Origin of the sequence: Thermocoleostomius sinensis A174 (assembly GCF_026802175.1) — a bacterium.
GTDB classification, from domain to species: Bacteria; Cyanobacteriota; Cyanobacteriia; order Elainellales; family Elainellaceae; genus Thermocoleostomius; species Thermocoleostomius sinensis.
In genome coordinates this window covers 5710313-5722413 of sequence record NZ_CP113797.1, presented here as the reverse complement: position 1 = coordinate 5722413, position 12101 = coordinate 5710313, and the positions used below count along the sequence as shown (strand labels likewise).

Genomic DNA, 12101 nt, shown 5'->3' with positions numbered 1-12101 from the left:
CCTGATCCCTGATCCCCATTTAAAAACTGCCAGGAAAAGGAAATAATAGCGATGCCAAAGCTAGAACAGCGATTTGACTATGTCAAGATTGGTCTGGCCTCTCCCGATCGCATTCGTCAGTGGGGAGAGCGGACGTTGCCAAATGGCATGGTGGTGGGTGAAGTCACCAAACCTGAAACCATTAACTACCGGACATTGAAGCCGGAAATGGATGGGTTATTTTGTGAGCGTATTTTTGGCCCAGCCAAGGATTGGGAATGTCACTGTGGTAAGTATAAGCGGGTACGCCATCGGGGCATTGTTTGCGAACGCTGTGGCGTGGAAGTCACTGAGTCTCGCGTGCGCCGCCATCGCATGGGTTATATCAAGCTAGCGGCTCCCGTTGCCCATGTTTGGTATCTAAAAGGCATTCCCAGTTATATGTCCATTCTATTGGACATGCCATTAAGGGATGTGGAACAGATTGTCTATTTCAACTCCTATGTAGTGCTTAATCCGGGTAATGCCGAGAATCTTAGCTATAAACAACTGCTGACCGAAGATCAGTGGATTGAGATTGAAGATCAGCTATACAGCGAGGATTCGCAACTCATTGGGGTTGAAGTTGGCATCGGTGCTGAAGCGCTGCAACAACTTTTGCAAGATCTCGATTTAGAAAAAGAAGCCGAAGTTCTGCGGGAAGACATTGCTAACTCTAAAGGACAGAAGCGAGCGAAGTTGATTAAGCGACTGCGGGTGATTGATAACTTCATTGCCACACAGTCAAAGCCAGATTGGATGATTCTGGAAGTGATCCCCGTGATTCCACCAGATTTGCGCCCAATGGTGCAGCTAGATGGGGGTCGCTTTGCTACCTCGGATCTCAACGATCTCTATCGGCGCGTGATCAACCGTAACAATCGCTTGGCACGACTGCAAGAAATTCTGGCCCCAGAAATCATTGTCCGGAATGAGAAGCGGATGCTGCAAGAAGCGGTAGATGCCTTGATTGATAACGGTCGTCGGGGTCGGACTGTGGTTGGAGCTAACAATCGCCCGCTGAAATCCTTGTCGGACATTATTGAAGGCAAGCAAGGTCGATTCCGGCAAAACCTACTGGGTAAGCGGGTAGACTATTCCGGTCGTTCGGTGATTGTGGTGGGACCTCCCTTAAAGATCCACCAGTGCGGTCTGCCCAAGGAAATGGCGATCGAACTGTTTCAACCCTTCGTCATCCATCGTTTGATCAAGCAGGGCTTGGTGAATAACATCAAGGCCGCTAAAAAAATGATTCAACGCAACGATGCCCAAATTTGGGATGTATTAGAGGAGGTGATTGACGGACACCCGGTGATGTTGAACCGAGCACCAACCCTACACCGCTTGGGCATTCAGGCCTTTGAACCGATTCTAGTAGAAGGTCGCGCCATCCAAATTCACCCATTGGTGTGTACCGCATTCAACGCCGATTTTGACGGTGATCAGATGGCGGTGCATGTGCCGCTGTCGTTGGAAGCCCAAGCCGAGGCCCGCTTGCTGATGCTGGCATCAAACAATGTCCTGTCTCCCGCTACTGGACGCCCCATCATCACTCCGAGTCAAGACATGGTGTTGGGCTGTTATTATCTTACAGCCGAAAATCCTGATGCGACGAAGGGAGCCGGGCGCTATTTTGCCAACCTAGAAGACGCCATCATTGCCTATGACCAAGGGCAAGTAGATATTCATTCCTTTATTTGGGTGCGATTTGACGGCGAGGTGGAAAGCGATGAACCAGATAACGAGCCGATCGAAGTGCAAACCTTCGACGATGGTATGGTGACAAAGCTCTACAAATATCGTCGAGTGCGGGAAGATGCCAACGGCAACCTTATCTCCCAATACATCAAAACAACACCCGGTCGCATCATTTACAACCGGACCGTTTACGATGCCTTGATGACTTAGACACACCAACGAGTGAGGGCTGGTGGCTTCCTGCTTGGATGTGATTGCGTGCAGAAGCAGCGAACCATCAGTCGCCTCTCCCTTAGAAATCTGATGTGGAAACCAGGCAAATCGAACATAGCGAATTATTGAAGGGCATAGGACATGACAGCAGAGCAAAAGTCAAATCAGAAGTCCGAGCAGACCATGCTTTTCCGCAACCAGGTCGTTGGAAAAAAGGGATTGCAGCGGCTAATTGCTTGGGCATTCACGCACTATGGCACTGCCAGAACGGCACAGATGGCAGACGAACTCAAGGACATGGGGTTCCGATTTGCCACTAAAGCAGGGGTTTCCATCAGTGTCGATGACTTGCAAGTACCCCCCAGTAAACGGGAACTGTTGCAAGCGGCCGAAGAACAAATTCGAGAAACGGAAGATCGCTACACGCGCGGTGAAATCACCGAAGTTGAGCGGTTCCAGAAGGTAATTGACACATGGCACGGCACGAACGAGGAATTGAAGAATGAAATGGTGCGTCACTTCCGCACCTACAATCCCCTCAACTCGGTCTACATGATGATGAACTCCGGGGCACGGGGAAACATTTCCCAGGTGCGCCAGTTGGTCGGAATGCGGGGGCTAATGGCCAATCCTCAAGGGGAAATTATTGACCTGCCCATTAAAACCAACTTCCGGGAAGGATTAACCGTGACGGAATATATTATTTCGTCTTATGGTGCTCGCAAAGGGTTGGTAGATACAGCGCTGCGAACCGCCGACTCTGGCTATCTGACACGGCGGCTAGTAGATGTCTCGCAAGATGTCATCATCCGCGAGTTGGACTGTAACACCGAGCGTGGTGTCACGCTGCGCAGCATGACCGATGGCGATCGCGTGTTGATTCCCCTCAGCGATAAACTGCTAGGACGAGTAGCGGCACAGGATGTCATTCATCCTGAAACAGGAGAGGTAATGGTGTCCCGCAATGAGCCAATCTCCGATGATATGGCTAAACGGATTGCGAAAGCTGGCGTAGAAGAGGTAATGGTGCGATCGGCATTGACCTGTGAAGCCACGCGATCGGTTTGTCAATTGTGCTATGGCTGGAGCCTTGCCCATGCCTCTATGGTGGATCTAGGCGAAGCAGTTGGCATTATTGCCGCGCAGTCAATCGGAGAACCGGGAACGCAGTTGACGATGCGGACGTTCCACACTGGAGGCACCTTTACCGGAGATGTGGCCCCACAAATTCGAGCTACCTTTGATGGCGTGGTTCATACCAAACCCAAGCAGTTCCGCTCTCGTGTGTTCCGTACTCGCCACGGGGAAGATGCCTTAATTACCGAGGTCAATGTGGAACTAACGGTGGAGTCCGGCGATCGCAAAGAAACCTCCATGATTCCGCCGGGTTCTGTGGTATTTACCCGAGACGGACAATCCGTGAAATTGGGAAAAATCCTAGTGGAGCTACCCACAACAGGACGAGTACGCAAAGTTACCGAAAAAGCCACCAAAGATGTAGCCTCCGACCTGGCAGGTGAAGTCAAATTTGCCGATGTCATCCCAGAAGAAAAGAAAGACCGTCAGGGCAACACAACTCGCATTGCTCAGCGGGGCGGTCTGATCTGGGTACTGTCTGGTGAGGTTTATAACTTGCCACCCGGAGCAGAACCCGTAGTTAAGAATGGCGATCGCGTTGAATCGAATAGCATTCTGGCTGAAACGAAGCTGGTAACTGAAAATGGCGGCGTTGTGCGGATTCCACAAGAAAGTGAAACCAAAAGCGGTCGGGAAATTGAAATCATCACCGCTTCGGTGCTGCTGCATCAAGCCCGTGTGATTGCCGAAAGCCAGCAGGGGCGAGAACATTATTTGATTGAAACTCAGAATAATCAACGGTTCTCGCTGATTGCTACCCCTGGAACCAAAGTCACCAACGGTCAAGTAGTGGCTGAGCTAATTGACAATCGGTATCACACCCAAACTGGCGGTATTCTCCGTTACTCTGGTGTTGAAGTTTCCAAGAAAGGGAAGGCAAAACTGGGCTATGAAGTGGTGCAAGGCGGCACCCTCCTCTGGATTCCTGAAGAAGCGCATGAAGTCAATAAAGACATTTCACTACTGCTAGTGGAGGATGGTCAGTTCGTGGAAGCTGGCACAGAAGTGGTGAAAGATATTTTCTGCCAAAGCAACGGGGTGGTAGAGGTGACGCAGAAGAATGACATTTTGCGGGAAATTGTGATCAAGCCAGGTGAGCTACATTTGGCGGACAATCCTGAAGCTGTCATGTCGAAGCATGAAACGATCGTCAGCCCTGGACAAGAAGTCATGCCAGGCCTAGTCTCCGAGGAATTGCGCTATGTGGAGTATGTGGAAACACCAGAAGGTCCAGCCCTGTTACTGCGTCCGGTGACAGAATTCCATGTGCCAGACGAGCCATCTGTCCCTAGTCAAGAATCCACTAGCGAAGAAGCGGGGCGATCGATCCGACTACGGGCCGTGCAGCGCATCCCTTATAAAGATGGAGAGCGAGTCAAGTCGGTAGAAGGCTTAGAGTTACTTCGCACTCAGCTTGTTTTAGACATTGATAAGGATGCCCCTCAACTGGCTGCCGATATTGAGTTGATTCCCGATGAAACCGATCCAGAAGTCTTGCGGCTTCAGTTAGTGATCTTGGAATCGTTGGTGATTCGTCGGGATGTCACGGCAGATCAAACCCAAGGCAGCACCCAAACCCGCTTGCTGGTGCAAGATGGCGATCAAATTGCACCAGGAGCCGTAGTAGCTCGCACTGAAATTCAGTGTAAGGAAGCAGGCGTGGTACGCGGCATTCGCGAGGGGGTTGAAGCAATTCGTCGGGTACTGGTCATGCGAGATGCTGACGTGGTCCGCATTGACACCCAAGGTAAAACTCCAAACGTGAAAGATGGCGATCTCTTGGTAGCGGGTATGGATGTTGCGCCCGGTGTTGCTTGTACGGATTCTGGCCAGGTGGTAGAAGTCAGCAGCAATGAGGTGGTTTTACGCATTGCTCGCCCTTATCGCGTGTCGGCGGGTGCAGTGTTGCACATTGACGATGGCGATTTGGTGCAGCGAGGCGACAATTTGGTGCTGTTGGTGTTTGAACGGGCAAAAACGGGTGATATCATCCAGGGGCTTCCTCGCATTGAAGAACTGTTGGAAGCTCGCAAACCCAAAGAAGCCTGTGTGCTGGCTAAGCGTCCAGGCATCGCCCAAGTAGTCTATGGCGATGATGAAACTGTGGAAGTGAAGGTTGTCGAAGCTGATGGCGTCACAACGGAGTATCAAATTCTGCCAGGACAAAACGTCATGGTGATCGATGGTCAAGAAGTGCGGGTAGGGGAAGCCCTCACCGATGGACCGGCCAACCCCCATGAAATTCTAGAGGTGTTCTTTGAGTACCACCGGGAATCGGAGGGCATTCATGAAGCTTCCCTTAAGAGCCTAGAAGCCGTACAAACCTTCTTGGTGAACGAGGTGCAGTCTGTGTATCAATCTCAGGGCATCGATATCTCAGACAAACATATTGAAGTGATTGTGCGGCAGATGACCTCGAAGGGACGGATTGAAGATGGTGGTGATACCACAATGCTACCGGGTGAACTTGTGGAACTGCGGCAGATTGAGCAGGTTAACGAAGCCATGTCAATTACGGGCGGCGCGCCAGCCCAATATGTACCTGTGTTGCTGGGGATTACCAAGGCCTCGCTGAATACCGACAGCTTTATTTCAGCCGCCAGTTTCCAAGAGACAACTCGTGTACTCACCGAAGCGGCGATCGAAGGTAAGTCTGACTGGCTACGGGGTCTGAAGGAGAACGTGATTATCGGTCGTTTGATTCCCGCCGGAACGGGCTTCAATGCCTATGAGGACAATACAGCGAGTGTCGAAATCGATCCTATCTATGAAGGTACGGTCTTTGAGGACGATCTCGATCTCAGTGATGTTGTGCTGGACGATCGCACAGCCCGCAATTATGAGCGCGAGGGTGGCTTTGATGTCTTCCCCACTCCTGGAATGCGTGCCCCTGAAACGGGCGACTATGGTCGTAGCTATGGCATGATGCGGGAGGACGAAGAGGAGGATACCTATTCTTCAGCCATCATCGATGATGATTTTGATGATGAACCCGATATGGATGATGAAGAGTAGAGCGCATGGCGACGAATGAGTCAGTTGCGGCAACCTTGAGTCGCTGAAACTTAAAACGGACGAGTTCTCTATCCTTTCCTCCTTTGGTCTTGTTGACCGGGGGAGGATTTTTTGCCTTAAGCAATCCCTATTGTTGTCAATAGCCCTTGCCACGCAAAAAATACTGCCATTCCAACTACGATCGTTACCAGTAAATTCTTCTGCCACAGTCCCACAAGCAAGGCAGCTATAGCACCCATGAGCCGAGCATTGGTTGGAGTGATTGCCAGCGTTGCGTCTGGCATCAAAACGGATGGAAAGACGATCGCCGTTAAGACCGTTGGTGGTACATAGCGCAATAGTTGTAAAAATTGTGGTGACAAGTTAAGGCGACCACTCATAGCAATGACAGGATAGCGAACTAGAAACGTCACCAGGGACATACCGCCAATTAACCAAATTTCGTACATCATTGTCGCGTTTCGTTTGTGCTGTAGCTATCAGTCCATTTCACTCAATCTAAACAGGCTTGTATAGAATAATTTTTCAAGTCGTAACTCCTGTACTTCTCACGGTTCTTAGTTCGCTCTACCGTGGACATCGATACAGCCGGTACTGATAGCCGTCCGTTGAAAATGAATCCGTCTGTGCTTCACACTGCCGTCGCTCTAAAAACTGGCTTACTGGTCTTTCGGGAGTATTGCGAAAATTGATCAACCAGACATCAAGAGGACGGGGTAACTGGCCAAAGGCTTGCCTCAGCGATCGCACCATACTGCCAGAGTCGTAACTGCGACGCGCCAGCAAAAAGTGGGGGATGAGCGACTTTGAAGCCGCTCCAGCCAAGGGTGGATTTGCTGATAGAGTAGGAGCCAATGAACTAGGACTAGTAGGACTAGGATGTTGCAATGCCCAAGCAATGCCCATAAGCCTACCTGTTTGCCCGTGGGTTTGATGCGGAATTGCAATCAGCACATCCCCTTGAGAGTACGATCGAATGGCTTCAGCTACCACATCTGGGCGATGAATTTTTTGATAGCCCCAATTCCAAGCAACAGTGAGGCTGCCAACCAACCCCAGCAGAATTATGAAAATTACCGTGCGCCGATTACCTTGATAGATATGTTTTAACCAAACTGATTTAGGTTCTGAGGGGAGTTTTGTTCCTGCCCAGATGGTTGCCAAACTAGCAGCCATTAGAACGATCGCCCCTGGAAAATAGACAAAGTTATAACGAAGGGCACTGGTTAGATCGCGCTCAAAGATATACGTGATGGCAAAAAACAGCAGTATCGCACTGCTAACAAAGCCACCCAACGTCATCAAGGGCAACCGAGAATTGGGATTGGTCGCTTGTAGGATGAGACCGCAATAAAGCTTGGGTAGCGTCCATAGCACCACCCACACCAGCAGCACAACCGACACCAGAACGATCGGCGAGCTAGGTGCTTGAATCGGTAATAGATACAGCATGGAGATAGCAGCGGCCAACAGTTGGGCGATCGGGTCAAGCCATTGCAACCCTGTGCGCACATCTTGCTGAATCCATGCGGTGAGTTGGCTATCAGGAACATCCTGCAAAAAAGGTAGCCAAACCAGTCCACCTGCCATGGTTCCAGCTACAACTGCTACGATGCGCCACCAATGAGCAGACGGATACCATTGCCCTTGTTCTCGCCAGCTTTGAATCAGCCCCATCACCATCATCACCATCAGTTCTGCCAGCAGAGTTAATAGGGTCAGATAGTGGGTGGCAAGGGCTAACGTGTTCACTACAACCCACAACAAGCCTATCGACATCGGTAACGGATCGCGGTGGCGAATGGTCCGAGTGGCGGTAACTAAACACCCCAGAGAAACGATAATCCACAATAGCGGTAGCGTATAGTGACGAGCTTCTTGCGATAGATAAATCCCAAACGGAGAAACTGCCATTAGCACTGCCGCCAAATGTCCTACCAGACGCGATCGAAACGCAAACCATCCCAAACCAAAGGACGCTGGAACAGCAAGTGCGCCCAAGACGGCAGCTAGCGATCGTGCTCCCCACACTGACACCCAACCGTTCGGAGCCGGAAATAGTTTCAACCATACATGAGTGAGCAAAAAATAGAGTGGCGGATGGTTACTTTCGCTCAGCAAATGCCGTAGTACATCCCTCATGCTGGCACTAGAACTAGGTTGCAGCGGCTGCAATAGTTGCTCTGTGGTCAAGAGTTGATCTAATGGAATCGTGAGGAAGCTATTACCCAAGCTGAAGACGATCGTAGAAAATTCATCTGTCCACAGTGGCTTCCCGGTTAAATTAACTAAACGCAACCCCAATCCTAGCAGCGTCCATAGTAATAAGAGCCACAGATGCAGCCAAGGATGGGCGAATGGACTTCTCATCGTTTCCTGCCTCCAAAACAATCGTTACCCATTGCGGCAACGGGTGAAATGGAGCAAATCACCGACTTTGAGATCCAAGCAAATTAAAAGGATTTTCTGAAACAGACTAATCATCATTTTGCGACGCAAGTTAAGCCTGCACTAGTCAGAGCAAATGGGGGAAAAATACATTAGAGAGACTAGAGGAGAGAGACTAGAGGCACTGAACTAGAGCTACTGCATCCTTATTAACTAAAGCCGGGGAATTAAGAGGAATAGGCTGAGTCCAGTGTTTTAAGCGCTGTCATCAACGCCTCATACTCTGCTGGAGCATTGTAGAGTTGCGCTGAAATTCGCAGCAATTGACGAGGGCTAGTAGGTTGGACTGCATGAGCAGATTGATCAGCTAGCTGCTCGCAGGCAGATTGCCAGGGTATCACGGGAACCTCAATCCGAAAACGATGAAATAAAGTAGCTTGCAACTCCATCGGTTGATTTAACCAGTAGTCTGGCAGCGGAATCACTGCCATAGAACCCACCATGTCCTCTGGACAAGCTGGTAATACACCCAGCCCCTGACACAACCGCTGCCGTGCCGCCAAGACCATGGCTCGATTGTGGGTCATCAACCCAGTCCAGCCCTGCGGCAACAGCGAACCCATGAATTGGATAGCCGTTGGAACACACAGATAAGGTGTTGGATCAGCAGTGCCTGTCCAATCAAACTCTAGATGAAATCGAGAGCGATCGCGGCGCGAGGAATTCGCCCCATGACTGATCACCAGTGGTCGAACGAGCGCCTGTCGATCCTCTCGAACATAAAGAAACGCTGCACCCTTTGGCGAACATAACCATTTATGACAGTTGCCAGTGTAATATGTTACACCCACCTTCTTCAAGTTCAATGACACCATTCCCGGAGCATGGGCACCATCAATGAGACTATCGATGTTGCGAGCGTTCAATTCTGCAATGAGTGGCTCGATCGGCAAGACTAGACCCGTTTGGCTAGTGACATGATCAATCAGCACTAATCGCGTCTGTGGAGTAACACGGCGGAGAACCGCGTCGAGCACCACATCAGCAGACTTGATCGGAAAAGGTATTTCTGCAACTACGACTGTCGCGCCGTGGCGCTGTGCCGCTACATTGAGGGCATTACGGGAAGCGTTGTATTCATGATTAGTGGTCAGCAGTTCGTCTCCCGGACGAAACAGCAAGGATTGTAGAACAGTATTGACGCCGGTGGTGGCATTGGGTACAAATGCTAGTTGGGCGGACTCTGCCCCAATCAAGTTTGCTAAGGTTTGCCGAGCCACATCCCATAAAGGCTCTAACTGATCTTCAAAAAACCGCAAGGGTTCAGCTTCCATTTGCGATCGCAGTTGGCTTTGTTTCTCCAACACCGCAATTGGGCAGGCTCCAAACGACCCGTGATTCAGAAAAACCACGCTTGGATCGAGAGACCAGAGCGATCGGTAGAAATTGGGAGTTGGGGGTTGAGGGATAGGAAAAGGATGGCTAGTCATCGAATGCAGTCTACTGCGTTTGAGAGGTAGGTACGCTTAGAGCTTTCTAAAATCTCTAAGCCTGACTCCCTTGTTCCTAGTCCCTCTTGGGAAAACTCCCCAGGCTGGATTCGAACCAGCGACCAATCGGTTAACAGCCGACCGCTCTACCACTGAGCTACTGAGGATTGCGATTATTAATCTTAGCGAGATAGGAAACCATTTGACAAGGGGGAAATACGTTTTTCTAGATTTTTCTCTAGGATTGCTTCAAAACCTTGTACTTTCCAGCATCAATCTATTCTTCGGTGCTTAGCTCATTTCCCAAACGGAGTTGAGCGAGTTGCTGACGAGCGATCGGATCAAGAGAACTGGCCAAAAACCGACGCGGCGATCGCTGCTTGCGAACCGCTTGTTGTTTGCGTCGTACCCGCATCATTGCCAACTCGACTTCCGCTCGAAGCTGTTGTGCAGACATACACTCTGCTCCATAGCCCACTACCGTTAGCTGTTGTGCGCGATCGGACGTAGCCACAATCAAGCGTTGGTCAAATTTGCGAATGTCTTTCCGAAATTGCGCACACAGTTTTTCAATATAGGTATCTGCGGTTTGCTTGTAATCGGTGTAACACACCGTGAGGTTGCCGGTCACTACCTCACGGCTACCTGGCGCATCCTGGTACTGCGAGTCAAATACGATATGGGTATCAAAGTTTTGATAGGCGCTGTAGTCAACTAAAAATGTGACTAACTCTCGCCGTGCTTCCTCTAACCCGTAGCGATCGCGAACCTGCTGCAAGCTGTGCCAAGCCCCAATCATGTTGTAGCCATCAACCAAAAGGATCGCCTGAGGAGTGGAGGAGAGCATGGTTCAAATCATCCGCTAAATGACATCGCAGAAATCAAAACAATGTAGAGAAAAGCTTAAACTTATCTGCTTCTATGATGCCGCTAGTTGTTGAGATGTGTAAACCATTTGTTGAGAAAGAAGAAAATGGATGGGTTGAATTATCTTTTCTGCTCGACAATTCCTAACCTCTAATCCTTTATTCTTCTTGCCGTCCTTCCATCTGCATCAATCGCCGCCGTAGCCGCTGTGGATCACCCCGATCGATTACCTGCCCTTGCTCTAGCAAAAATGCACCATCGCAATACTCCAATTCATCTAGCCGATGCGTCACCCACAAGGCCGTCATACCGCGATGCTTGATCAGCTTTTGTACTTGCGAAACCAGATCAAGCTGGCTGTCTGGATCTAACAGCGCCGTTGGCTCATCGAGCAGCAAGACCTCACAATGACGAGCGATCGCCCCCGCAATGGCAATTCGCTGTTTTTGTCCCCCGCTGAGGGCATAGATCGGACGGCGCTGTAAATGGGAGAGGTTAACGGCTGTAAGCGCCTCATCCACACGTTGGCGAATTTGCGGAATTGAAAGCTTTTCTTCTACTAAGCCAAATGCAACATCGGCTCCCACTGTTGGCATCACCAGTTGATGATCAGGGTTTTGAAACACAAACCCCACAGGGGGCATCACATCTACTTGCCCAGACTGGGGCGTCAGCAAGCCTGCCAACACCCGCAGGAGTGTTGATTTACCACTGCCATTCGTTCCTAGTAGCATCCAAAACTCGCCTTTGGGCACTTCCAGCGAGCAGGATTGCAAAACCGGGGCAGTTGGCGACCACTGAAAACACACCTCATCAACGACGATCGCAGGTTTGGTCATTCAGCAAAGTTGATAAAGAAATGAACCGATACGAGTCAAAACATACAGAGCTAGTAGAGGGCGGATACTCATCCACCCATCTATCCATCCACCTGGTTATTATTCTGCTAATGCAAAGAATCCAGGTGGACGACCCGATGCAGCCGCCGTGCTCGACTTCTCCGACATTTGAACAGCGGAAATTTCGCCGACCAAAATTCCTACAGTCTTGCCTACTTGCTGCTCGCAGGTGAGTTCTAGAATTTTGGGAGAGCCTGCCTGCATTGCATCTAAAATTTGCCGATATAGCGCCTTAGCGTCGTCTGCACTTTTGCGCTGTACTGACAACGCCACAGGGGTATTTTTCAACGTTACGTCAATGATGAACATGGAGGTCAAACTGAAATAAGTCTATCGATCTTCTAGTATCTCTCTTAGAGACAGTGAAAGGCTACCG

8 protein-coding genes and 1 tRNA gene are annotated in these 12101 nt (G+C 50.2%); 2 read left to right on the top strand and 7 right to left on the bottom strand.

What is annotated here, in order from left to right:
* The first annotated feature begins 51 nt into the window (after positions 1 to 51).
* Together OXH18_RS24775 and OXH18_RS24770 are read left to right on the top strand one after the other, a co-directional pair.
* A complete protein-coding gene (locus OXH18_RS24775; RefSeq protein ID WP_268610222.1) occupies positions 52 to 1926 on the top strand; it encodes a DNA-directed RNA polymerase subunit gamma in 1875 nt (624 codons plus the stop codon).
* Positions 1927 to 2070: 144 nt separating this feature from the next.
* Complete coding sequence (locus tag OXH18_RS24770) at positions 2071 to 6081, top strand: DNA-directed RNA polymerase subunit beta' (RefSeq protein ID WP_268610221.1); 4011 nt, start codon at positions 2071 to 2073, stop codon at positions 6079 to 6081.
* 116 nt (positions 6082 to 6197) lie between these two features.
* On the opposite strand, the gene OXH18_RS24765 is transcribed toward OXH18_RS24770, so the two are convergent.
* The 7 genes from OXH18_RS24765 to OXH18_RS24735 form a co-directional block, all read right to left on the bottom strand.
* A complete protein-coding gene (locus OXH18_RS24765) occupies positions 6198 to 6533 on the bottom strand; it encodes an AzlD domain-containing protein (protein WP_268610220.1) in 336 nt (111 codons plus the stop codon).
* Between the two features lie 115 nt (positions 6534 to 6648).
* Entirely contained in the window at positions 6649 to 8451 is a 1803-nt protein-coding gene (locus tag OXH18_RS24760; protein WP_268610219.1) for a glycosyltransferase family 39 protein, read from the bottom strand.
* A 245-nt stretch (positions 8452 to 8696) separates the two neighbouring features.
* Positions 8697 to 9959: an aminotransferase class V-fold PLP-dependent enzyme gene (locus OXH18_RS24755; protein ID WP_268610217.1), complete on the bottom strand. Its 1263-nt coding sequence runs from the start codon at positions 9957 to 9959 to the stop codon at positions 8697 to 8699.
* A 95-nt stretch (positions 9960 to 10054) separates the two neighbouring features.
* Positions 10055 to 10126: transfer RNA gene (locus OXH18_RS24750), tRNA-Asn, on the bottom strand.
* Positions 10127 to 10236: 110 nt separating this feature from the next.
* Positions 10237 to 10806 (bottom strand): NYN domain-containing protein, encoded by a 570-nt coding sequence (locus OXH18_RS24745; RefSeq protein ID WP_268610216.1) that lies wholly within the window; start codon positions 10804 to 10806, stop codon positions 10237 to 10239.
* A 178-nt stretch (positions 10807 to 10984) separates the two neighbouring features.
* On the bottom strand, positions 10985 to 11665 hold the full coding sequence (locus OXH18_RS24740) for an energy-coupling factor ABC transporter ATP-binding protein (protein ID WP_268610215.1): 681 nt from the start codon (positions 11663 to 11665) through the stop codon (positions 10985 to 10987).
* A 99-nt stretch (positions 11666 to 11764) separates the two neighbouring features.
* Positions 11765 to 12034: a hypothetical protein gene (locus OXH18_RS24735; protein ID WP_268610214.1), complete on the bottom strand. Its 270-nt coding sequence runs from the start codon at positions 12032 to 12034 to the stop codon at positions 11765 to 11767.
* Positions 12035 to 12101: the final 67 nt, after the last annotated feature.